Source organism: Emticicia sp. GW821-FHT11C11, assembly GCF_058808615.1.
In genome coordinates, this window is record NZ_JBXARV010000001.1 from 1,572,841 (window position 1) to 1,597,222 (window position 24,382).

Sequence of the window (24,382 nt, forward strand, 5' to 3'; positions counted from 1 at the left end):
ATCTTTGCCTTCTTATCACTGCTACATTCTTCCCGGCAAAGTGTATGTAAATTTTTCAACCCAAAGACTCCCTTTTATGAAAAGAATAGTTTTCATTCTTTTAGTATTTTCTACGGCCTTACACGCCCAGCAAAGTAACTTGAAACTATGGTACAAACAACCTGCAAACACTACATGGACTAACGCTTTACCACTCGGCAACGGACGCATAGGGGCAATGGTATATGGCAATGTGGCTCAGGAAACGCTGCAACTAAATGAATCGAGCTTCTGGTCTGGCGGCCCAAGCAGGAACGACAATCCTGATGCCAAAGCAGCCTTGCCGGCTATAAGACAACTGATTTTTGAAGGCAAAAATCAGGAAGCACAGGATTTGGCACAAAAAAGTATTATTGCCAAAATGAATCACGGACAGATGTTTTTACCGATAGGCAATTTACGGTTAGATTTTAAGGATCATGAAGACTATGACAATTATAAAAGAGAACTGGATATAGAACAGGCTATACAGACTACTACCTATCAGGCTAATGGAGTAAAATATACCCGCACGACATTTGTTTCTATTCCGGATCAGGTGATGGTCATTCGCCTCAATGCCAATAAACCCAGAAGTTTATCTTTTCGCTTATCAATGAGCAGCCCTTTTAAGACAAATGTTTCTGCAATTAAAAATGAGTTGTCGGTTTCAGGATTAGGGAAAGACCATGAGGGAGTAAAGGGTTCGGTGCGTTTTAAAACCATTACCCGAATACTGCCCAACGACGGAATAATAAGTAGAAACGACTCAAGCATTAATATTGAAAATGCTTCAGCAGTAACACTTCTGGTTTCTATTGCTACTAACTTTGTGAATTATCATGACATAAATGCCGACGAAAATAAAAAGGCCAGAGCGTATATCGATAAAGCTGAGAAAATCTCGTACACCACATTGTTCAATAATCACATCAGAGAGTTTCAGCGTTTATTCAAGCGGGTGACATTGGATTTGGGCTCAACGGAGGCAGCAAAACTACCTACCGACGAGCGCCTGAAAGCTTTTGCTCAAGGGAATGACCCCGGTTTTGTATCCTTATATTTCCAGTTCGGGCGTTATCTGCTCATTTCCTCTTCCCGTCCCGGCGGGCAACCTGCCAATTTACAAGGTATCTGGAATCACAGGGTGAATCCGCCCTGGGACAGCAAGTATACCATCAATATCAATACCGAAATGAACTACTGGCCTGCCGAGCTCACCCATTTGCCTGAAACGCACGAGCCACTGTTCGATATGGTGAAAGAGCTGTCAGAAACAGGTGTAGAAACCGCCCGCAATATGTATGGCGCCAATGGCTGGGTAGCACACCATAATACAGACTTATGGCGAAGCACCGGCGCGGTAGACGGGGCATTCTGGGGTATGTGGCCAATGGGAGGTGCCTGGCTAAGCCAGCACCTGTGGCAAAGGTATTTATATAGTGGCGACAAAGCATTTTTGCAGAAGTATTATCAGGTATTGAAAGGCATAGCAACATTTTATCATGATTTTCTGGTGGCAGAACCTGCTCACAAATGGTTGGTAGTGGTGCCAAGCACTTCACCTGAAAACTCACCTGCCGGGCGCCAGAATTCGTCTATTACAGCCGGAGCCACGATGGACAATCAACTGGTGTTTGATGTATTCTCTAATGTTATCAATGCTGCGAAAATCCTGAAAATAGATACGGCGTTTGTCAATCAGATTGAGGCTAAATTGAATCAGTTGCCACCTATGCAGATAGGCCAGCATAATCAATTGCAGGAATGGCTGGAAGACCTGGACGACCCCCAGGATCAACACCGGCATATTTCACATTTGTATGGGCTTTTTCCGTCCAATCAGGTTTCGCCTTATCAAAATCCGGCTTTATTTGCAGCCGCGCGTAATTCGTTGATTTACAGAGGTGATGTTTCAACCGGTTGGTCGATGGGCTGGAAGGTCAACTGGTGGGCAAGGCTACTGGATGGTAACCGAGCCTATAAATTGATAACCGACCAGTTGTCGCCTGCTGAAGTTCCCGGTCGGCAGGGTGGAGGTACTTACGATAATCTTTTTGATGCACATCCGCCGTTTCAGATCGATGGCAACTTTGGCTGCACCGCCGGAATTGCCGAAATGCTGGTGCAAAGCCATGACGGCGCCATTCATTTATTACCGGCCTTGCCTGACAGATGGGCCGAAGGCAGCGTGAGTGGTTTAAGAATGAGAGGCGGTTTCGAAATTGTGAAAATGGCGTGGAAAGATGGTAAAATAACAGAGTTGTGCCTGAAATCTACTCTGGGCGGCAACTGCCGCCTGCGTGTGAACCATACTCTGAAAGCCGATGTAACCATGAAAAAAGCCGAAGGCGAAAACCCTAATCCGTTTTTTCAGACAGCCGCCATCAAGCAGCCGTTGGTATCGCCCAAAGCGAAAGTTAATACAGATTTCATTAAGGGAACAATTGTGTATGATTTCCCGACACAGGCAGGTGAAACCTATGAGTTTAAGGCAGAAAAATAGCGATAGATTTGATGGAAATTCTGAGATTGTATTCGGTAAATTCTTATATATAATCTTAAAAAAATACTTTTAATGTGTTATTGACACTTATTCTTTGCTTTTTGTTTACATTTGTTGCTCATAAAAAATGTTTTTATTCTAATGAAACGACAGTTTAATCCTATCCTTTTAATGATACTCTTATTTGCCAGTGCAGGCACATTTGCACAGCAAAAAAGAGTATTGGTTTTTTCTTTAACAAAAGGCTTTCATCATGCCTCTATTAAGGAAGGTAACCAGTTTTTTCTGGACTTAGGCAAGAAACAGGGTATCGTGATAGATACCACAACTGATGCCACCAAGTTTAATGAAGCCAATCTGAAAAACTACAATGCTGTTGTTTTCTTAAGTACTACCGGCGACGTATTGAATACAGCACAACAGGCTGATTTTGAGCGTTATATTCAGGCAGGCGGAGGTTACTTCGGTATCCATGCAGCTTCTGATACTGAATACAACTGGCCTTGGTATAACGACCTGATGGGAGGCTATTTTGCCAGCCATCCGGGTGGCAGGGTGTCAAACGTGCAAAAAGGTAAAATGATTACGCTTGATAAAACATTCCCCGCTTCAGCGCATTTTCCTGATACTTTCGACAAAACAGACGAATTCTATGATTTCAAATCTTTGAAAAAAGATATTCTGAAGTTTATCGTAAGAGTGGATGAAAAAAGCTACGAAATGGGCAAAATGGGAGACTTCCACCCAATGGCGTGGTACCATGAATATGACGGCGGTAAGGCTTTCTACTCAAACTTTGGTCATACCCCTGAAACCTTCACCGAACCGTTGATTACAGAGCATTTCTGGCAGGGCTTGAAATGGGTAATGGCTACCAAGCTTGACTACTCGAAAGCCCGCTCGGTACATGCACCAGAAGAAAACCGTTTTGAGCGTATTACACTGGCAAGTAATTTGAATGAACCTACCGAATTAGCTATATTGCCTAATGGTAAAGTGATTTTTGTAGAGCGGAAAGGAGTAGTGAAAGTGTGGAACCCGACAACCAAAAAAGTAAAAGTGGCCGGACAAATGCCGGTGTACACCAAATTTGAATATGGTTTGATGGGTGTTGGCGCAGACCCTGACTACGAGAAAAATCACTGGATTTACCTGTATTACACACCAGACGAAACCCGTGAGGTAACCAAAGATAATTTCCTTTCAAGATTTGAGTATGATGATAAGAAAGACACAGTTGTGATGTCGTCAGAAAAAGTTTTGCTACGTGTATTGGTAAAACGCGATGAGTGTTGCCACACAGGTGGTTCAATCGACTGGGATGGCAAAGGGAATCTTTTCCTTTCTACCGGTGACGACACCAACCCATTTGCTTCAGACGGCTATGCCCCAATCGATTTCCAGCCGGGTCGCGAGGGATGGGATGCCCTCCGTTCATCAGGTAACACGAATGATTTACGTGGTAAAGTACTAAGAATAAAACCGGAAGATAACGGTACCTACAGTATTCCGCAAGGTAACCTGTATCCGGTAGGAACAGACAAGACCCGTCCTGAGATTTATGCCATGGGTATGCGTAACCCTTACAGAATCTCGGTTGATAAACGCAACGGCTATTTATACTGGGGTGATGTAGGCCCTGATGCCGGAAAAGGTAACGACAAACGTGGCCCGGAAGGTATCGTAGAGTTTAATCAGGCGCGTAAACCGGGCTTCTTCGGCTGGCCTATTTTTACGGGCGATAATTTCGCATATAATCACTACGATTTCGCTGCCAAAGAGTCAGGCCCGAAATATGATGCGGCTAAGCCTATCAACGATTCGCCTAATAACACAGGTCTGAAAGAACTGAAACCTACTACACCGGCATGGATTTACTATGGCTATGGCCCATCGAAACTATATCCTGAATTCGGTAAAGGTGGTTGTAACCCAATGGCCGGCCCTGTATATTATTCAGAAGATCATACCAATAATCCTAAGAAATTCCCAAGCTATTTTGATGGTAAATTCTTTGCTTATGAGTGGATGCGCGACTGGATTTACCTGGTAAGCATGGACGAAGAAGGCAACTATCAGGGTATGGAAAGATTTATGCCGAACACCCGTTTCTATCATCCGATGGACATGGCTTTCTCGAAAGACGGACGCTTGTTTGTATTAGATTATGGAATGAACTGGTTCGCACAGAACGAAGATGCCACGCTATCAGTAATTGAATACAATGCCGGTAACAGAAAGCCGGTTATTACTATGGCAGCCGATAAAAAAGCCGGAGCAGCACCGTTGGCGGTTGCGTTCTCATCGGCCGGAACTATGGATTATGATAAAGATGCTTTAAAATACTCATGGAATTTTGGTAAAGGTTTACCTGTAAGCGCACAGGCTAATCCGAAATTTACTTTCACTAAACCGGGTGAGTATAATGTAGTATTGACAGTGACTGACGCTGCCGGAAACAAATCGTCGCAGACTACAATTGTGAAGGTAGGAAATGCCGAGCCAACTGTAAACATTTCGGTGAAAGGTAACAAGACCTTCTTCTTCGATAATCAGAAGATTGCCTACGATGTAAAAGTAACCGATAAAGAAGACGGTACACTGAGCAAAGGCATTGATCCGGAAGATGTAGTGGTAAACATCAATTATCTGGAAGGATACGACAAAACTATGTTGGAGCAAGGCCACAAAGAAAACGTGAACTTTGCCGCAGGTAAACGTCTGATTGACCTGAGCGATTGTAAAGCCTGTCACTCGGTTGATAAAAAATCAATCGGGCCTGCTTATATAGATGTTGCCAAGAAATACAAACGTGGGCAAACGGCTATCAACCAATTGGCTGAGAAAGTAATTAAAGGTGGTGGCGGTGTATGGGGTGAACAAGCCATGGCTGCTCACCCGCAATTGTCGACGGCTGATGCAAGAGACATGGTTGACTATATCTTGTCTTTGAACGATACCAGAAAAACGTCTCAACCTGTAACAGGTACGTATGAAGGCGCTACACATAAAGGTAAAAAAGAAGGTGCATATATTATTCAGGCTACTTATACCGATAAAGGCGGTAAAGTAATCGGCCCGTTGACAACCACCAAATCTTTAGCTTTACGCAGCCCTAAAATTAAGGCAGTTACTTATGATGAATCTAAGTCGGTAGCTAAATTTACAGTTGAGCAACTGGGTGGCGACGTAGCCATAGCTTCTGAAAATGACAGTTACATAGCTTTCAAAGGCATCGACCTGACAGGCATTAAAACCATTGCTATTGGAGCAATCTCGCAGAAAGGTACAACGGTAGGAGGTACTGTAGAAGTAAGATTGGGCTCACCAACGGGTACAGTAGTAGGTACAGGCGAAGTACAGGAAGCAAGCATGGCTCCGCTTAAAGTAAAGGTTGCTACAGCCGGTCAGCAGGATATTTACTTCGTATTTAAAAATCCGAAACCTGAAGGCAAACCATTGTTTGCAATCAACACCATTGAGTTTCAGGATTAATTGATTGTTGACAGATAATAAAAAGCGTACTTATGGCTTGCCGTAAGTACGCTTTTGTTTTATAAGGGGAATCAATTGTGATAAGTAAAATAAGAATTATCTTGTTTATAGTCCCGTCAGGGACGATATACCGGTAGAAAAGTGTTTATGTCGTTTAAGAGTATCCCGGAGGGATGATATATTCCAAATTCGATAGTTAGAGTTTTTTTTGAAAATTAATCCTTATCACTAAGTCTCTGCTTTATTTCCTCAATTCCTTTGCTAAGGCCACTCATTTGTTGAAAAAGATTTTCCAGTGAATATTCCTCTGCCGAATATTCCTTGGTGCTGATGAAGCATCTGAACTCCCACAGTTCCAGTACACTTTCCAGCGGTATTTCATAAGGGCTGTAAACCTTGTTGTCAGATACCATCAGCAATGTTTCTTCCTGTGTTTTTACATATACTCGTTTATAGGCAATTCCCGACGTAGCAACAACAATGTAAGTACGGCCGTCTTTTATGTCATTGATACGTTCTACGAATTTCCCGATGATGATAGAGCCGTCAGGTATAGGTAGCATCGAGTCTCCGGTGAGCGGAAACCCCCTGTGTGTGCCATTGCCGATAAATGGCAAAGATGCCTTCGGTAGAGCCTCTATAAATTCGGGGTCAGCATAGCCGCTCAGATACCCTGCCGAGGCTTTTACGGGTACCACTTCTATGCTCTCAAACTTGCCGTCATCTTTAATCAGAATCGGAAAAAGCAATCGGTTTTCACCCACGCGCATCAATCCTTTCAAATCAACCTTGCTTAAGTCAAACTTCACCAGGGCATCCAGCGCCAGATGAAAATAGGAGGAAACAGCTGCCAGGGTGTCTATAGGTATAGCCCTGGTGCCCTGCTCATAATTGGCATAACGGGTGCTGGGAATAGCAAGCGCATCAGCCAGTTGCTCTTGCGTAAGCCCTTTACCCAATCGCAGTAATTTGATGTTACGGGCTATCTTCAGCTGATTAACTAATTGATTATTCATGAACTACACGAATTGTTTATACAATATTACACAAAATGATTATAATTTTATCCCAGAATCCCGGTAAAATTTTATCCACATTATTAAAATCATATGGAAAAAGCCATAGTACACTATGATCTTGATTCCTTTTTTGTGTCTGTTGAGAGATTAAACAATTCAGCACTTATCGGAAAACCCGTAGTTGTGGGTGGTTCGAGCGAGCGAGGCGTGGTAGCCTCGGCCAGCTACGAAGCCCGCAAATTCGGCGTCCACTCTGCCATGTCGTCGCAGTTGGCCAGACGCTTGTGCCCTGATGCCATTTTTGTAAAAGGCGATCAAGAGTCGTATTCAAAATACTCTAAAATGGTTACCGACATTATATGTGAATCAGTACCTATAGTAGAAAAAGCCAGTATTGATGAGTTCTATTGTGATTTCACAGGTATGGACAAATTCTTCGGCTGCTATAAATGGGCGAAAGAGATTAAAAAGAGAATAGCTAAAGAGACACATCTTGATGTCACCTTTGGCCTTAGTACCAGCAAAACCGTTAGCAAAGTAGCTACCAATGAGGCCAAACCCAATGGCAAAATGCAGATATTGACAGGTTATGAAAGATCGTTTCTGAACCCACTATCCATTAATAAACTGCCCATGATTGGTGATACCACTGCCAAAACACTGAGAACCATGGGTATACAGAACATCGGTACACTGGCAGCAATGCCAATCAAACTGATGGATGCGGTCTTTGGAAAACACGGCAAGTTATTCTGGGAGCGAGCCAATGGCATCGACGATACGCCCATTGTGCCGTATCATGACCAGAAGTCGTTTTCAAAAGAAATGACTTTCGATAAAGACACCACCGATATAGCCAGGCTCAAATCGATATTGGTCTATATGGTAGAGAGCCTGACTTTCGATTTGCGAAGACAGGTGAAATGTGCGGGAACCATTACTGTGAAAATACGCTATTCAAATTTTGATACCTACACCCGGCAAACGCATGTGCTTTATACCTCGGACGATCAGGTGATTATTGAAAAAGTGATGAGTTTATTTGATAATCTATACGACAAAAGGCTTTTAATCAGATTGATAGGTGTTCGTTTGAGCAAGCTGGTACAGGGGTATTCGCAAATAAACCTGTTCGATAACTCTTCTAAGTTTGCCTCGTTGCATCAGGCTATGGACAAGGTAAAATATAGATATGGTGAAAAAACGGTGGGCAGGGCTTATGGTATGCAACTTGACAAGCCTGCTGCATTGAAAGCAAAAACGCTACAATTGACCAGATAAGTATCAAACGTTCAACACATATCAATTATGTATTTAAACTGCCACAGTCACTTTAGTTTCAATTATGGCACGCTTAGTGTCAAAGACCTGGTTGCCAGAGCCAAAGCCGCCGGTTGTCATAATCTGGCCCTCACTGATATCAATACCACGAGCGGCCTGTTCGATTTCATAAAGGAGTGCGGCAAAGTCGACATTAACCCAATTGTGGGGGTGGAGTTCCGGAACAGCGACGAAGTGAAATACATAGTGCTGGCAAAAAATCAACAGGGCTTGTATGAGATTAACCAGTTTTTGTCGGAGTATCTGGCTTCGGGGAAACCGTATCCGCAGAAAGCACCACCGTTCCGGAATAGCTTCACTATTTATCCTATGAGTTATTTTGAATCGAACCCGACACTTGATGAACATGAATACATAGGCGTGAGATTCTGGGAAATAACCCGGCTTTTTAAGTATCAGAAACATCCAGCTATTCAAAAGGTGCTGGCCATGCATACGGTTACGTTTCATGATAAAATTACCTTTAACCTGCACCGTTTGCTGAGAGCCATCAGTAAGAATGTGCTGTTGAGCAAGCTGTCTAAAAGTGAAGAGGCCTATCCTGATGAGATTTTTGTGGATATCCCCACGCTCAAAGAAAAATTTACTAACTGCCGCCTGTTTATGCAGAATACAGCTTCTGTTATTAGTGCCTGTAAGTTTGAGTTTGACCCCTCTACTGATAAGAATAAAAAGTTCTTTACTAAAAATAAAGAGACTGATATGGAGTTTCTGAGTGAGCTTGCATTCAACGGTGCACAGATACGGTATGATGTTTCTAAAGCAGGAGTAGTAAGAGAACGGATAGAGAAAGAGCTAAAAATTATAGGTGATTTTGATTTTGCCGCTTACTTCCTGATGACCTGGGATATTGTCAATTATGCCAAAACCCGAGGCTATTTTCATGTGGGTAGGGGCTCTGGTGCTAATTCGATAGTGGCTTATTGCATCGGAATTACAGATGTTGACCCGATTGAACTCGACCTGTTCTTTGAGCGCTTCATTAACCCCGAGCGGACTTCCCCACCTGATTTTGATATCGATTTCTCATGGGATGATCGTGATGAAATCATCCAGTATATTTTTAAGAGATACGGTAAAGAGCATGTGTGCCTGCTGGCCACCTACAATACCTTTCAGCGTAACTCGGCCATTCGCGAACTCGCCAAGGTGTTTGGGCTACCCAAGCCGGAGGTTGATATGTATCTGAGATACCCCGAAAGAGCCCAGAGTAACGAATACATGCGGTATATTCTGAAATATGCTCCCTTGATGGACGAAATGCCAAATAATCTTTCAATCCATGCGGGGGGTATCCTGATTTCAGAGGAACCACTGTTCAACTATACGGCTTTGCAACCTATGCCCAAAGGTTTCCCTATTTGTCAGTTCGACATGTATATAGCAGAAGAAATCGGTTTTGCAAAGTTTGACGTGCTGTCGCAGCGAGGTCTGGGCCATATAAAAATGGCTGTTGATTTAGTACGTGAAAACAACGGAATCAACATTGATATTCATCAGGTGCAGAAATTTAAAGAAGACAGGCACATAAGGCAGCAGTTACAGACTAACGAAACCATGGGCTGTTTTTACGTAGAGTCGCCGGCTATGCGGCAATTGATGTGGAAACTCAGGTGCGATAATTACCTGACACTGGTGGCCGCCAGCTCTATTATACGGCCTGGGGTAGCCAGCAGCGGCATGATGAAAGCCTATATAGAACGGCACCATGACCCTCATAATATTCAATACCTGCATCCCAAAATGAAAGAGATGCTGGAAGACACCTACGGCGTAATGATTTATCAGGAAGATGTGATAAAAGTAGCTCACGAATTTGCCGGTATGACTCTGGGCGAATCTGATATGCTCAGGCGTGCCATGTCGGGGAAGTACAGAGCCAGAATAGAATTTCAGAAAATAGTAGATAAATGGTTTGCCAATTGCAAAAATCTGGGGTATAGTGATGAACTGGCGAAAGAGGTATGGCGGCAGGTAGAGAGTTTTGCAGGCTATAGTTTTTCAAAGGCGCATTCGGCGTCGTATGCGGTTGAGAGTTACCAGAGCTTGTATCTGAAAACGTATTTTCCGCTTGAATTCATAACCGCTGTTATCAATAATTTTGGTGGATTCTATAAAACCGAATTTTACATACACGAAGCCAAGCGTTGCGGTGCTATAGTTGAAGTACCCGATATCAACGAAAGCGGAGTACTTACCGGCATTAAGGGAAAAACCATCTGGCTGGGGTGGATTCACATTAAAAGCCTTGAAGTAAAGATTGTAAAAAGTATATTGGATGAAAGACATCTGAACGGCCGTTTTTTATCCTTCTCCGATTTTGCCCACCGGGTGCCGATAGGGCTTGAGCAACTTATTGTGTTAATCAGAATAGGGGCTTTCAGGAGTTTTGGAATGACTAAAAAAGAGTTATTGTGGGAAGCACACCTGTTGTTACATAATAATTTTAAGCCTTCGGTATACAAAGAAGCTCTCTTTGAATACCTTGAGCCGGAGACCAATCTACCGGCTTTGTCGTATGACCCACTGGAAGATATGTATGATGAAATCGAGTTTCTCGATTTTACCGTCGGTTCTCCGTTTGATTTATGTGCTGAGCCACTGGCAGGCACCCCGACATCAGATAACCTGCACGAAATGCTGGGTAAAAACATTAACATATACGGGTATCTGGTAACCTGGAAATCGATACGCGCCAAAAACGGGCAACTGATGGGCTTTGGTTATTTTTATGATTATTCAGGTAAGTTTTTTGATACAGTTCATTTCCCTAAATCTTTAGAGATGAGTCCGCTTCGTGGGAATGGCATTTATTATCTGTGTGGCAAAGTAATTGAAGACTTTGGTTTTTACTCAATGGAGGTAGATTCCATGCGGAAAGTTGAATTGAAGCCCGACCCCCGAAGTATGTCAGAACCGATTTCGGATGCTTCGTTGGCATTTGTAATTAGCGATTGATTGGATTACCGGTTTCCTGTCATTCGATCAATCCATCTCGAACAATTAATCAATAACTGACTGGTGCCCGTATAAAACAGGGTGAGAAAAATGATTTTGAAAAAGCCTCTTCTGAAAGTGAAAGGAATATTGGCGCCCTCAATGTGCAACACAATAAGCATAAAAATAATATGCATACCCATTACCCAACTTAACTTAAGCAGCTCGGTTTTGTTTCGGTAGAGGCTAATGTTTATAAGCAGAATGATAAAAAATAGAATAAAACTGTAGCCCCAATAAGCAGTATCGAACATGATTTTATGTGTGCCTATTAATGTTGCCCACCCACGTGAAAAATAGTGATTGAAGTCGAGATTAATTTTCCCTAAAGGAATGGACTTGGGAACAATGATACCTAAGAAAATGTAATTCCAGCCTATAAACAAAACTAAGGGGATAAGACCATACAAGATTGCTTTGGAAATAAACTTCTGTTTGGGCAAAAACAACAGTACAACCGGCAGAAAAAGAATAGTTTCTGTACGCGACCAACAGGCAAAACCAAAGAACAGGCTGGATACCCAGAATTCGGACTGATTGGGAGTCTTAGCCAGATAATACCGATACAAACAGGCAAAAGCAATGAACAAAAATATAGCGTTCGGGTAATCGGTTTGTACTAAATAAGTGTAAGAATAGAGTTCGGGCATCAACCACAGCAATGTGAGCAGCCATCCAGCCAACAGGGGGTGTATATAATGCCGTAGTTCGAAATAAAAGTAAAGAAAGAAAGCCAACACCATGCCTGAAAGCCACACTTTACCAAACAATGAGCCCAGACATAGATAAATAACCTGCATCAGCATTATGAAAGGAGCATAGTAAGGTTGATTACTTAACGGATACGTATGTGTTAAGAAGTCGGTATAAACAGTATTCCGGAGTGTGCCTTCAAAAAAAGTGGCTTTAGCTATCAGTTCTGGCCCGACAATGGTATCAAAAGGAATATTCGGATAGAAATAGCATTTCCAGAGACTGATATACATAAAATAGGCCGTAATCAGAAAAAAAGGTATTTCGTAAAACCTGATTTTCATGTTAGTAGTAGTGGCTATTTGAGCTAAAAAGTTTTTGTTCCGAATACCGGATATAAGACTGCCTAGTGCTAAAACTACCAGACTAATGAAAACTGAAGACTTGTTAATACGGATATGGGCCAGTTCTAACAGAAAAGGAACAAAAGAAGCTATACCAATACCCAACAAAAAAGCCAGCGATATAAAAGCAATCAGATGCCTGTGTATGCGGAAAATGCTCAGCAGGCCTGCTCCTGTAATAATATGTAACAGAATTGCTAACGCTTCCATTGGCTTTTGTTTTTTTGTTTCAGGTAATCAACGGCGGTTTGGGGTATAAAAAAACCAAAAGGCTGATAGGTTTTCAGTTTACTAATAATGGCTTCTTTTTGTTTTGCCGAATAATCGGCAAAACTGATTAAGTGAAGACCTTTCTTATTGGCTAAAAAAGTATGTGTTGCTTTTTGAAGCAAAGAATCAGGGTAAGTGATTTCAACGAAGTTTACCTTGTGCATGGCTAAATTCTTGAATTTACTGGGGTATGTCCATGTATAAGGGTCGGTAGGGGGACTAATTCGATAAGCGTTTTCTACCAGATAATATTGCGAGGGTAAAAGAAAGATATCGTCTTCCTGTAGTACTGAATCTAACAGATTGATAATGGCAGCTTCTTTGGCATAAATAAGGTTGTAGCGGGTAGTACTGTCTGAATTATACCCTACACGCGATTTTGTAGCGTAAAAACCCTGTACTTTATATTTTAGAAACGAGACGTTTTGGGGAAGTATAAAAATGATAGCTAGTCCAATCATATTAGCTACCAGTAACAGAAACGCTTTCCGGAATTGCGGTGAAAAGCGCTTGGTATTGTTTTTAGGAAATAGGTCTACATCTTCCATATGCACTACAGCTAAAAACAACGAATGTAATCAGTAGTAAAAGTATAAAAATGCTAAATCATTCTCAGGTGCTATAGTTATGAACTATTATTAACCTCAATAGTTTCATTCAATTAATCAAAAATAAAAGTGCCAAACTTCTCGTAATCATGAAAATTGGTTCTTGTGAGTTGCCATGACCACGCCGAACTTTTCTTGTCATAATCTATCCGGTACATATTGGCTCTCCAGCGTGTTCCTTTTTTAGGCGGCACATTGTTCATCGGTTTCAGCAGAGCATAAGGTATGAAGAACTCGGCGTTCCAGCCTGTAATGTTATTTCCTTTCTTTTCAATATGTGCCGCGTGGCGGGTTTTGCGTTCACCTTCGTAGTGCCAGGGCCGCCAGCCAAAAAAAGTGCCCTTTGTATTGGGTACCAGAATGGGTAACTCATAGTTATAAGGCGATAGTTCGTACTCAAAGTAAAGCGGCACGCTCTCGTCAGTCCATAGAAAAACTTCTACCACATCTTCCAGATACAGGTTTGCAAAGTCTTCTTTAAGGGTAGAGGTAATGAGGGAGTCCTGGCAATGAAACAGAAAATAGATGCCTGTATCTGAATATAACACTTTTGCATCGGTTGCATAAACCTTGCCTTCTGCCCGGCGTTGAGGTAGTGAAATCCAACTGGTTTTAGACCAGTGGCTGTTGGCACCCGTACCGTCAACTTCAAAGTCAGGTGTTTTTAAAACGGTAAGTTGCCCTTGTTGCGCTAGTAGAACAGGGGCTTGGCCAAGCAAAAACAAGATAATGATAAAAGAATTGAAGGTACGCATGTGCAGCTGTGTTTTTTGTAGATTGAATAGATTGTTTACCATACAAAAATATTATATTTTTAACCGTAATTTACTAAAATTCAATCCTTTAAACAAAACCATTATGCTAAGAGGTATATTTTTACTGGCTTTCTTGCTGGTAAGCGCCACGACTTACAGCCAGACACAAAAGCCCCTGAGAATTATTATGATTGGTGCCCACCCGGACGACTGCGATTTGAAGTCGGGCGGAACAGGTATTTTATTCTCTAAATTGGGTCATGCCGTGAAATTCGTTTCTGTAACCAATGGCGATGCGGGGCACCAGAGTGAAGGTGGTGGCATGCTGGCCAAAAGAAGATTAGCCGAAGCAAAAGAGGCTGGTAAGCGCTTTGGCGTAGAGTATGATGTGCTCGACAACCACGACGGCGAGTTATTGCCTAACCTGAATGTAAGACTACAAATTATACGGAAAATAAGAGAGTGGGAAGCAGATGTGGTGATTGCCCCTCGCCCTAACGATTATCACCCCGACCATCGCTACACCGGTGTTTTAGTGCAGGATGCCGCTTATATGGTGGGTGTGCCCAATGTGGCGCCTGACGTTCCGCCATTGAAGAAGAATCCGGTATTTTTGTATTTTCAGGATGGCTTTCAGAGGCCAAACCCCTTCAGACCGGATGTAGCCATTGATATTTCAGGCGTGTATGACCAGAAAATTCATGCATTGGATGCCCACGTATCGCAGTTCTACGAATGGTTACCCTGGATTGGCGGGTTCTTAGACCAGGTTCCGAAAGGAAATGCAGAAAGAAAAACCTGGCTGACTAAGACCCGTGCAGTTACTATTACACCGGAAGCGAGAGCATCGCTCGAAAAATGGTATGGAAAAACGCAGGCAGCCAATGTAAAACACGCCGAGACTTTCGAAGTTTGTGAGTATGGATCCAGACCTACTGAGGATGATTTAAAGAGACTGTTCCCGATGTTGAAAACCCAATAACAAAACAGCGCCCTTCCGTTTACGAAAGGGCGCTGTCTTTTATAAAAATTATTATTAATTCTCCGGACTGAAATTCTTTGGTTGTTGGCCTTGTCCTTTGCTTGCGGCTGTAGTGCGGTAGCTTGTGTTCATGATTTGCACTGCATATTCCTTGCGTTTAATATCACGGTTCAGATATTTTTCTATCATCAGAGAGGCTATCGGAGCGGCCGCGCGGGCTCCCCAGATACCATTCTCAACTACCACGGCAATAGCAATTTTTGGATTCACCCTTGGGGCAAATGCGATGAAAAGCGAGTGGTCACCACCTTTTTTGTTTTGCGATGTGCCGGTTTTACCACAAATTTCAATACCTTCTATGCGTGCTACACGGCCGGTGCCACTTTCAACCACGGCATACATGCCATTTACTATCGGCTCAAAATAGCTGGATTCTACACCTGTCTGATGTACCTTAACTAGATCAGGCTTTACACCTCCCTTGGTTTGTCCGACTCCTCTGATCAGATGGGGAGTTACCCAGTATCCACGATTCGCCAAAGCGGCACACAGATTCGCCAGCTTTAATACGTTTACCCCTAATTCTCCTTCTCCGATACTTAAAGAGTAGATATTGGAGAATTTCCATTCGTTTTTCCCATATACCTTATCATATCGTTCAACGCTGGGCAAAAGTCCGGCTTTTTCACCCGGTAAATCGACACCTAATTTAACGCCAAACCCAAATTTTTCCATCATGGTATGCCATACAGCCAGCCCCTCGCGGGCAGATACAAAAGGATTGGATTCATCATTATTGCCAATTATTTTCTTGAACACATTAAAAAAGTAAGGGTTACAAGAACTTTGAATGGCATTGTGCAAATTGGCCGTATGGAGTGATGAATGGCCGTGGCAGGCCATTGGCGAAGGATAACCCGTAAAAGAAGTAGTAGGAGTAATGACCCCTTCCTGCAAAGCTACTGCTGCCTGTACCAGTTTAAAAGTGGAACCCGGGCGATAGAAAGAATTAGTGACTCTATTGATTAGCGGTTTATCCGGATTTAGAGACAATTCTCTGAATTTGGCTGAAAAGAGCTTGCCTGACAGCTCGTTAGGGTCATAGGTAGGATAAGAGCCTAGGGCAATGATTTCACCTGTGTTGGGTTCTATGGCTACTACGCCACCAACTTTGTTTTGGAACAAACTATCGGCAAACTGCTGTACTTCCATATCGACAGTCGAATGCAAATCCTTACCTATAACTGCCAGCGTATCGTAACTACCCTCACTGTAAGAACCTTTTTCTTCTCCTTTTACATTTACCAGCGTAAAACGGGTACCTTTTTGCCCTCGCAGATCAAGCTCATATTCTTTTTCAAGACCTGTTAAGCCTATGTAGTCTCCTTTTCTATAATATTTAATTTCTCCCTGTGCCTCATATTGTGTCTTAGATACCTCACCGATATACCCCAGAGCATTAGCCATGGTATGTGCCGGATAAGTGCGGAAAAAAGATTGTTCAAAATTGAACCCGGAAAAATTGACCATTGCATCGGCCACTTTTGCGTAGTCTTCTTTCGATAACTGTCGTAGAAAAATAGAAGCTCTATTGATTGAGTACTGTTTGGCGATTCGCATGGTGCTGTCGAAATAGTTGCGTGTAATCCCAAACAGACGACAGAACGTGAGCGTGTCCATAGGTTTCACCTTACGAGGTGTTACGTACATGTCATACACTTCTACATTAGCAACTAATAGCTTACCATTACGATCATAGATTTGCCCGCGCAGAGGTATCTGGATGTCTCTTCTGATAGCGTTAGTTGAACCTACTGAACGATATTTGTCATCAATAACCTGAAGATAGAGTAATCTTACAACATAAATGAAAAGTATGGTAAAGAAGATAAAAAGAATGGTTTTTTTTCGGTTCTCAAGCATTCGTATTGTAATTGTTTAAAGCACAATACGAAATTAACTAAGTTTTGGATAAATTTCTTGCATAAGGTACAAGAATATTTTTCGTGCCGATATAAAAACTTTGCAACTGATAAGGCAGCTTGTATAAACCTGCGAAATGCCGGTCTGATACGGACTTTCGCTCTCCTTGATTATCAGTAACAGGAAGGTTAAAAAACTTAAGAAGAACAGAGAGAAATAGTTTGTAACTGTGAAAGGACAATTGTTGCTATGAGTAAAAACGTTGTGTGGATTTACTATTTCTCTGCTGCTGCTCTTCTTGGGATGTGATGGGATTCAATCATAAAAATCATTTATTGTCTGATATAGCTATTAAGTTAAGGTAGGTGGGTTTCTGATAACCCATTTTGGCTATGGTTACCTTAACTTTTTTTATCGCTTGCTTTTTATTGGATGCCGGCAGGAAATCATGCATTTTGAAGTCGGTTCCTTCTGCCATATATTCATAGATTTTCATACTTAAAAATTTAGCGGTTTGCATCTTTTCTTTTGTTTTAGAATTATTAGATAGTTAAAAATGATTTTAATAATCAGCCAGCTTTGTCGAGTTCCTTACTATCGATATAAATCACAGCTTCATGTTCAATTTAATGGTGTTTACATCGCTCTGTATGCTTTGCAGCACCGAGAAAATTAAGTCCGAAGGTTGTGTGTCGGCAGGGTTAATGCTGCAGACAAACTCCCATATTTCAAAAACTTCTTTAAATGGTAATCGGTATGGTGCATAATAGGTATTGTCTGAGTGAAGCGTTAAATACCCGTCAGCTTTATTAAACTGGTGTATTCGTTTATAAACCAGCCCATCGTTTTGTGTCAGTATCACATAAGTTTTGCCGTCTTTTATTTCAGCCAGATTCTCCAGATACTTACCAATCACAAAAGCGCCTTTTTCAAGCGGAGGCATGGAGTCGCCGATAATCGGGAAACCTCTGTATTTGCCGTTGGCTATGTAAGGCAGAGAGATGCGCGGTAGATTCTGAATAAACCCCGGGTCGTTGTAACCTGTCATGTATCCCGCCGAAGCTTTTACCGGTACCAGTTCAATCATATCATTGCCATGTTCATCGACCATCATCGGAAACAACACCCGTCTGCCACCTATTTCAATCAGGCTTTGAGGATCAGTTGCTGTAGTCAGATCAATAGTTACAAGCGCATCTATTGATATTCCAAAAAACCTGGCTATATTTGTCAGACCATCAATGGTAGGAGACGATTTGCCTTCTTCCCATGAGCCCAGCGTGGTTCGCGGTACGTTGAGCGTTTCGGCCAATGCTCCCTGGCTTAGTTCTTTTAGCTTCCTTAAGTGAGCTATATTGACTGAAAGCAATGTTTTATTAGTACCTGTCTTCATGTTGCCGATATTTTCGGATTTTTATGCCGAAACCTTCGGCAAGTATAGGCACTATTTTTCTATCCTCCAAATATTCTGAAGATTTTTTTTTCAATAGACTGTATCGGTGTAAGTAATAACCTATTCCGGCTTATAAAACTGCTTCGTAGATAAAAAGCGTTGCGGCCTTGTCATCGTCAGGTATAAAGTAAGCCCTGATTCCTTTAGGAGTAGATTCAACCCAGAAAGGATTGTTGGTCATAGGATTACCTGTGGGAGACCATAAGCGGATAGGTATCTGGTGTACCGGGCGATAGTCTTTCAGATTGATGAGGTCGAAACCTCCTAACCTGACTGTCTGCCCATTGTGGCTATAGCGTTGCAGACCCGAGCAAATCATGAGGTTATTGCCGACATAGTGGCAATCCTGATAATCGATATAAAATGAAGGGTTGGGAATACGTAATTTTTCCGGAGACAGACCTGTATTTTTTATTGTGTTATTTTTTTTGAGCGTCCATTGGTAGAAATTCCTTGAACCCCAGCTAACGCCAAAGAGCGAGTGTGTATCGGTATTATGTACAATGCCGCCGATGTGCTCCTGAAAACGCGTTACTTCACTTGCTTGCAGGGTGTTGGGATCAACTCTATAAATAATGGATTGGCTGTTTGGGCGATATTCGGCTACAGGTATCCAGATATTTGTACCATCATAATCAATACCACCGGGGTGATACATGGTGCCTTCACCTAATGTGATTTGTGCGATGAGTTTGCCGGCAGAATCTAATTTAAAAAGATGCCCTGTTCCTTCACCTGTACTTCCATTTTTTGGCGAAGCTTTTACTTCTACAGAGCTCAGATAGAAAAAATCGTCGATTCTGACCATGCCCTGCGGGTGATAGGCAGGAAATTGTAAAGGAATAGCCGCTACCTGTTGCCACTGGGTGTCAGGTCTTAATTTCTTTATTTTATCGGCAATAGATTGCGCCGCACAATAGGAATAGAAACCCAGAAAAACGATAAGTAGTAAGTAGCGCATATAGAATAGATGTAAAGTAGCAGAAATATAAAAGGGGAAATCGAAATTTCCCCTCAATATGCTGTTAAATTATGATTGACTCACTATTAAAATAAAGCTAATTGGCCGTCGTTGTCTTCGGCAGTGTCTGGTGTTTCAGATGATTCTTCCGGTTCTTCAACTACTTCCTGTTTTATTTCAACTTCCTCCGGCTTGGGCTCCAGCATCTGTACTTCTATCACTTCAAAGACATTCAGCTTATGACCGATAGCCTTCCAGCCACGCACTTCAACAAATTCATCAACATTAATCGTTTGGTCTTCTGCAGATGATTTTTTATCAGCCTTGGTCTTTACCTGCATGCGCGGATATTTGTCGGTACTTACCGTCAGCATCCGTGAGTTTTTGGTATCGGTAATGAAAAGAAACTTCTTATCGATGGTTGTAGTTTCAATTTTGAAACGCTTAATGTAATAGGTCTTGTTTTCGCCGTCAAAGTATAAACAAGAGATGATGCCTTCAGGGACAAATTTCACAACGGTGGCGATCTCTTTTGGTTCATATCGATTGGTGAGCTCAAAGTTGGTCAATTCATACTGACCGTCTTTGTAAAGTACCAGTATTCTATCTTCCGGTCCGAAATTACCCAGATACAAGCCGTGTTCATCGCGGTTGAGTTTACCGATTACCGCGTCAAACCAGATATCGACACCTCCCAGTGTTGATTTACCGGCAGACTTCAGGATGATTTTCCTGACCGGGAATTTGGTAAGCACATTACCCATCGAATTCCTGTTTTTAATAGCCAGTTTCGAGAAATCCCAATCGAATTGTTTCTTTTTGGCAGTCGAGTTGGCAGTCAGGTTTACGGTAACGATTTCGGCTTCACCATTGTCATTGGCAGTGAAATACAATACTTTCGATTTCGGACTACCCATGGTTATGTCATATTCTTTGTCGCGTGTGATACCCGCCACAAAGAAACGCTTGGCATAAGAGGTGCCCGATTTGGCATCTATATAAACTGCGTTGTATATTTTCCGCTCATCGTTTTTGCGGAACACCGAGCAGTAGACTATGTCTTTTCCGACAAAGACTTTATCCTGAATTTTTGTAATTACGTACTTGCCGTCTCGTTTGAAAGCGATGATTTCATCGATATCCGAGCAATCCATTACGTATTCGTCTTTTTTGAGACCATAGCCAATAAAGCCGCCTTCGCGATCTACATAAAGTTTCTGATTATTGGCTGCTACAATTGTTGCCTGCACAGCTCCGAATTGTCTGATTTCGGTTTTACGCTCACGGCCTTTGCTGTATTTTCTGAGAATCTCCTTGTAGAAATTAACGGCATAGCGAACCAGATTCTGCAGGTTGTCTTCTACTTCGGCGAGTTCCTGCTCCAGGCGACGCATCAGCTCATCGGCTTTGAATGAGTCGTATTTAGAAATACGCTTGATTTTGATCTCGCACAGGCGTAGTATGTCTTCTTCTACAATTTCGCGATAGAAGTCTTTTTTGAAAGGATCCAGACCTTTATCTATAGTTTCTATTACTGCCTCAAAAGTTTCGCACTCCTCAATGTCGCGGTATATACGGTTTTCAATGAATATTTTCTCTAAAGAACTGTAAAGTAATTTTTCTTTTAACTCATGTTTTTTGATTTCCAGCTCGCGTCTCAGCAAGTGCATGGTTTGCTGGGTGGCAAGACGGAGAATCTCACTTACAGTTACAAAAAGAGGTTTTTCATCAATAATAACACAGGCATTGGGCGAAATGGAAACTTCACATTCTGTGAATGCGTACAGGGCATCGATAGTGATGTCCGGAGAAGTATTAGGTGCCAGATGCACAATGATTGATACTTCTTTGGCTGTGTTATCCTCTACTTTTTTGATTTTTATCTTGCCTGTATCATTGGCTTTGATGATTGAATCAATAAGTGAGGTTGTTGTTGTTCCATAAGGTATCTCGTTGATGATAAGGGTTTTTTTATCAGCCTCTATAATTTTGGCTCTTACTTTTACCTTACCACCACGTAAACCGTCATTATAGGTGCTTATGTCAATCATACCACCCGTAAGAAAATCGGGGTATAACTGAAAAGGTTCTTTCTTCAGAAATGCTATGGCTGCCTCACAGACCTCAATAAAATTGTGCGGAAGTATTTTGGTAGAAAGACCCACGGCAATACCTTCAACACCCTGCACCAGTAACAATGGAAATTTGGAAGGAAGATTGATAGGCTCCCGCTTCCGGCCATCATAAGACATCTGCCATTCGGTGGTGTCTTCATTGAACAGCACATCGTTGGCAAATTTAGACAAACGTACCTCAATATACCGCGGAGCAGCGGCGCTGTCGCCGGTACGTATATCACCCCAGTTACCCTGGGTGTCGAGCAAAAGATTTTTTTGACCCAGTGCCACAATGGCATCTCCGATAGAAGCATCGCCATGGGGGTGAAACTGCATGGTAGAGCCTATTACGTTGGCAACTTTGTTGAAGCGGCCGTCGTCCATCTCTTTCAGCGCATGCATTACCCGTCTCTGAACGGGCTTGAGACCGTCTTCAATGGCTGGTACTGCCCGCTCTAGAATTACATACGATGCATAGTCGAGAAACCAGCTCTCGAACATGTCATCGATAACTTCTTTTTGATGAAGCGGATCATATTTAGGTTTTTCATCATTCATGGGAGTCAATTCAGAAAGCATTAATTTGGGAGCAAATATAGCAAAAAATTGCCTGAAAATAAGCAAAAAAGGACTTACTATGCGTAAATCCTTTTCAAAGCGTTGCTATAAAATGAGTTATAATCAGGCAGAAGCAAATTTTTCGTTCACCTTATTCCAGTTTACCACGTTCCAGAAAGCGTTAATATAATCGGCACGTTTATTCTGATATTTCAGATAATACGCATGTTCCCAAACGTCGATAGCTAGTATAGGTGTTCCCTTGTCTGGTGTTACATCCATCAACGGGTTATCCTGATTAGGTGTTGACGTTATTTTTAATTTCTTATCGGCATCTACTATTAACCATGCCCAGCCCGAACCGAAACGGGTGGTAGCTGCTTTGGCAAATTCTTCTTTCATTTTATCGAAACTACCGAACGAACTGTTGATAGCCGCGGCCAGTTTACCTGTGGGTGCACCACCCGCATTGGGTCCTAATATCTGCCAGAAAAAGGTATGGTTCCAATGTCCGCCGCCGTTATTTCTTACCGCAACCGGATACTTGCTTATGTCTTTCAGCAAATCTGTAAGGGCTGCTTTTTCAAGTTCTGTGCCGGCAATGGCTTTATTCAGATTGTCTACGTATGCTTTATGGTGGCGATCGTGGTGAATCTCCATCGTTAGCTTATCTATATAAGGTTCAAGCGCATCGTTGGGATAAGGAAGCGGAGCCAGGACATGCATACCTTCAAAGCTGACAGGTTTTGCAAAGACATCGCCCATTTTCAATAAAAAGGAGCTTCCGACAATTGCTTTGATAAAATCTTTTCTGTTCATGGTTTATGCAGGGGATTTATGTAATAAATAGTCTACTTGAAATTTGATATGTACAAATATAAAGACTTAAATCTTATTAATTTCATTAAAAAATGTTTCCAGTTTAAACAAATCAAGTTTGCCGTTTGTTCGGACACCACTGCATAAATCGAGCCCATAAGGCTGAACATGGTCAATGGCCTCTCTTACGTTTCCGGCATTTAATCCACCTGCCAGAAATACAGGCACTTTTGATTGTTCTACAATTTTACGGCTCACTGCCCAATTATGTACACGCCCGGTTCCGCCTAATTCTTTTACCGTAAGATTCGGATTACCCGAATCGAGTAAAAGAGCATCTACCTGCCCGGCAACTGCCAATGCCTCATCAATGGTTTTTTCATCAATTACGTGTATAACCTGCACTATTTTTATAGCGGGAATTTCCTGTCTGAAATCTTCGTACTTACCCGATTCCAGGGCGTCAACAATCTGAACCACATTGCTGTTTACCAGTTTCTGGTGCTCAATGATTGCTTTACTATCAGTGCGGCTGGTAAGCAGAAATGAGGCTATAGGGGGTGGTATGGTCGCTACAATTTCGCGGATTAACTCATCTGCTATCGGGCCGGGACCACTCGGCATTCTGGCTACAAGGCCTAAAGCAGAGGCACCAAAACTGATGGCGTCCTGCGCCTCCTGAATAGTACTGATACAACAGATCTTAACACGTGGTATGCGTCGCGGAGCAGGGCTTGTGTTTTGTGTTTCCGGGTGTGTCATGTTTTTTTAGAATTCCGTGCAAAATTCTGCGCCGGTTTTACTCATATGCTATGCGGCTCAGGATACTCCTGCCGAGGGTTACTTCATCTGCATATTCCAGATCACCACCAATGGGGATACCTCTGGCTATAGTGCTGATTTTAACCGGATAAACTTTTAGTTTCTTCTGCAGATAAAAGGCGGTAGTATCACCTTCCATGGTTGGGCTTAGTGCCAGAATCACTTCCTGAACTTTGTCTGCCTCGTCGGTGTGCTCTATTCTTTTCAGAAGCGAATCGATGTTGAGGTCGTTTGGCCCGATGCCCGTCATGGGTGATATGATACCCCCCAGCACATGATACAAACCACGGTACTGCGCTGTGTTTTCAATAGCCAGTACATCCCGGGTGTCTTCCACTACGCAGATAAGGTGCTTGTCGCGGCGTGATGAGGCGCAGATCAGACATAGTTCATCATCTGAGATATTATGGCATTGCCGGCAGTAGGATGTTTTTGTGCGCATGGCAATCAGCGCATCGGCCAGCAGTTGTGTCTGCGTTTCTTCTCGTTTCAATAAATGCAGAACCAGTCTCAATGCAGATTTTTTTCCAATACCGGGTAGCTTAGAGATTTCGACGACAGCGTCTTCTATTAGTTTAGAGGGGAAATTCAATTCAATAAGGCCTTTTATTGTAACAGATAAATAGTGTAATGGATTGAAT

The 24,382-nt window shown here is 42.4% G+C and carries 17 protein-coding genes; 5 read left to right on the top strand and 12 right to left on the bottom strand.

The window, feature by feature from the left end; translation table 11 throughout:
- Window positions 1–76: 76 nt before the first annotated feature.
- A complete protein-coding gene (locus AC1RRY_RS06705; RefSeq protein ID WP_492817159.1) occupies window positions 77–2,524 on the top strand; it encodes a glycoside hydrolase family 95 protein in 2,448 nt (815 codons plus the stop codon).
- A 141-nt stretch (window positions 2,525–2,665) separates the two neighbouring features.
- Window positions 2,666–6,019 (top strand): ThuA domain-containing protein, encoded by a 3,354-nt coding sequence (locus AC1RRY_RS06710; RefSeq protein WP_492856506.1) that lies wholly within the window; start codon window positions 2,666–2,668, stop codon window positions 6,017–6,019.
- Window positions 6,020–6,234: 215 nt separating this feature from the next.
- On the opposite strand, the gene AC1RRY_RS06715 is transcribed toward AC1RRY_RS06710, so the two are convergent.
- Complete coding sequence (locus AC1RRY_RS06715) at window positions 6,235–7,035, bottom strand: XRE family transcriptional regulator (RefSeq protein ID WP_492817155.1); 801 nt, start codon at window positions 7,033–7,035, stop codon at window positions 6,235–6,237.
- Window positions 7,036–7,128: 93 nt separating this feature from the next.
- Between AC1RRY_RS06715 and dinB the strand changes: the two genes are divergently transcribed.
- Complete coding sequence (gene dinB, locus AC1RRY_RS06720; protein WP_492817154.1) at window positions 7,129–8,319, top strand: DNA polymerase IV; 1,191 nt, start codon at window positions 7,129–7,131, stop codon at window positions 8,317–8,319.
- 27 nt (window positions 8,320–8,346) lie between these two features.
- Window positions 8,347–11,337: a DNA polymerase III subunit alpha gene (locus tag AC1RRY_RS06725; protein ID WP_492817153.1), complete on the top strand. Its 2,991-nt coding sequence runs from the start codon at window positions 8,347–8,349 to the stop codon at window positions 11,335–11,337.
- A 5-nt stretch (window positions 11,338–11,342) separates the two neighbouring features.
- Here AC1RRY_RS06725 and AC1RRY_RS06730 read toward each other — a convergent pair whose 3' ends face one another.
- The 3 genes from AC1RRY_RS06730 to AC1RRY_RS06740 all read right to left on the bottom strand — a co-directional run bounded on the left by AC1RRY_RS06730 (window position 11,343) and on the right by AC1RRY_RS06740 (window position 14,106).
- Window positions 11,343–12,683, bottom strand: a complete 1,341-nt coding sequence (locus tag AC1RRY_RS06730; RefSeq protein WP_492817152.1) for a hypothetical protein — start codon at window positions 12,681–12,683, stop codon at window positions 11,343–11,345.
- Window positions 12,671–13,291, bottom strand: a complete 621-nt coding sequence (locus AC1RRY_RS06735; protein ID WP_492817150.1) for a hypothetical protein — start codon at window positions 13,289–13,291, stop codon at window positions 12,671–12,673. Before AC1RRY_RS06735 ends, AC1RRY_RS06730 begins: the two co-directional genes overlap by 13 nt.
- A gap of 113 nt (window positions 13,292–13,404) precedes the next feature.
- Window positions 13,405–14,106, bottom strand: coding sequence for a carbohydrate-binding family 9-like protein (locus tag AC1RRY_RS06740; protein ID WP_492817148.1), 702 nt, complete (start codon window positions 14,104–14,106; stop codon window positions 13,405–13,407).
- 103 nt (window positions 14,107–14,209) lie between these two features.
- Here AC1RRY_RS06740 and AC1RRY_RS06745 point away from each other — a divergent pair, with 103 nt between their 5' ends.
- Window positions 14,210–15,088 carry a PIG-L deacetylase family protein gene (locus tag AC1RRY_RS06745; RefSeq protein WP_492817146.1) on the top strand — a complete coding sequence of 293 codons (879 nt, stop codon included), beginning with the start codon at window positions 14,210–14,212 and terminating at the stop codon, window positions 15,086–15,088.
- A gap of 54 nt (window positions 15,089–15,142) precedes the next feature.
- Here the strand turns inward: AC1RRY_RS06745 and AC1RRY_RS06750 are convergent, their stop codons facing one another.
- The 8 genes from AC1RRY_RS06750 to recR all read right to left on the bottom strand — a co-directional run bounded on the left by AC1RRY_RS06750 (window position 15,143) and on the right by recR (window position 24,333).
- Window positions 15,143–17,011 carry a peptidoglycan D,D-transpeptidase FtsI family protein gene (locus tag AC1RRY_RS06750; RefSeq protein ID WP_492817144.1) on the bottom strand — a complete coding sequence of 623 codons (1,869 nt, stop codon included), beginning with the start codon at window positions 17,009–17,011 and terminating at the stop codon, window positions 15,143–15,145.
- Window positions 17,012–17,339: 328 nt separating this feature from the next.
- Window positions 17,340–17,507, bottom strand: a complete 168-nt coding sequence (locus tag AC1RRY_RS06755) for a hypothetical protein (protein WP_492817142.1) — start codon at window positions 17,505–17,507, stop codon at window positions 17,340–17,342.
- Window positions 17,508–17,618: 111 nt separating this feature from the next.
- Entirely contained in the window at window positions 17,619–18,404 is a 786-nt protein-coding gene (locus AC1RRY_RS06760) for a helix-turn-helix domain-containing protein (protein ID WP_492817140.1), read from the bottom strand.
- Between the two features lie 130 nt (window positions 18,405–18,534).
- Entirely contained in the window at window positions 18,535–19,425 is an 891-nt protein-coding gene (locus AC1RRY_RS06765) for a DUF6454 family protein (protein WP_492817138.1), read from the bottom strand.
- Window positions 19,426–19,511: 86 nt separating this feature from the next.
- The gene (locus tag AC1RRY_RS06770; protein WP_492817136.1) at window positions 19,512–22,121 is read right to left on the bottom strand and encodes a DNA gyrase/topoisomerase IV subunit A; all 2,610 of its coding nucleotides are present in this window, start codon (window positions 22,119–22,121) and stop codon (window positions 19,512–19,514) included.
- A gap of 102 nt (window positions 22,122–22,223) precedes the next feature.
- Window positions 22,224–22,919, bottom strand: coding sequence for a superoxide dismutase (locus AC1RRY_RS06775; protein WP_492817134.1), 696 nt, complete (start codon window positions 22,917–22,919; stop codon window positions 22,224–22,226).
- 66 nt (window positions 22,920–22,985) lie between these two features.
- Window positions 22,986–23,681, bottom strand: a complete 696-nt coding sequence (locus tag AC1RRY_RS06780) for a phosphoribosylanthranilate isomerase (RefSeq protein WP_492817132.1) — start codon at window positions 23,679–23,681, stop codon at window positions 22,986–22,988.
- A 37-nt stretch (window positions 23,682–23,718) separates the two neighbouring features.
- Window positions 23,719–24,333 (bottom strand): recombination mediator RecR, encoded by a 615-nt coding sequence (gene recR / locus AC1RRY_RS06785; RefSeq protein WP_492817130.1) that lies wholly within the window; start codon window positions 24,331–24,333, stop codon window positions 23,719–23,721.
- Window positions 24,334–24,382 lie beyond the last annotated feature (49 nt).